The sequence below is a fragment of the Pseudoalteromonas sp. SK18 genome, from assembly GCF_001974855.1.
Classification (GTDB): domain Bacteria; phylum Pseudomonadota; class Gammaproteobacteria; order Enterobacterales; family Alteromonadaceae; genus Pseudoalteromonas.
The window spans coordinates 1-512 of the sequence record NZ_MTQB01000073.1; the positions used below are offsets into that span (position 1 = coordinate 1).

1 protein-coding gene is annotated in these 512 nt (G+C 41.8%); it reads left to right on the forward strand.

From position 1 onward, the window contains the following. A partial coding sequence (locus tag BW139_RS18195; RefSeq protein ID WP_254844991.1) for an ABC transporter transmembrane domain-containing protein occupies positions 1 to 512 on the forward strand: 512 nt, incomplete at both ends.

The window sequence follows — 512 nt, forward strand, 5'->3', positions numbered from 1 at the left end:
CGCCAAACCTTATTAACCAAATTGACTCAACTTGGCCCTAGTTATATTGAACAACACGGTCAAGGCGCTACACTCAACACGCTGCACAATGGCGTTGAAGCACTTCACGATTACTACGCTAAATATTTACCCGGTGTTGCCTATAGCGCGCTTATTCCAGTGGCCATATTAGTGGTTATATTCCCTACCGCTTACAAGGCAGGTTTAATATTTTTATTAACCGCCCCGCTTATCCCATTTTTTATGATTTTGGTTGGCCATAAGGCCGAGGCACTCAATCAACATCGCTGGCAACAATTAGCTGTACTCGGTAATTACTTTTTTGACCGCATACAAGGGCTTACCCAACTAAAGTTGTTTAATGCTACGCGCAAAGAGCTAAAGCAAATAGCCCAAATTTCAGATGATTTTAGGCATGCAACGCTAAGCGTGTTAAAAATTGCTTTTTTATCTTCTTTTGCACTGGAGTTTTTAGCCACAATTAGTGTGGCACTGGTAGCGGTTATTATTGG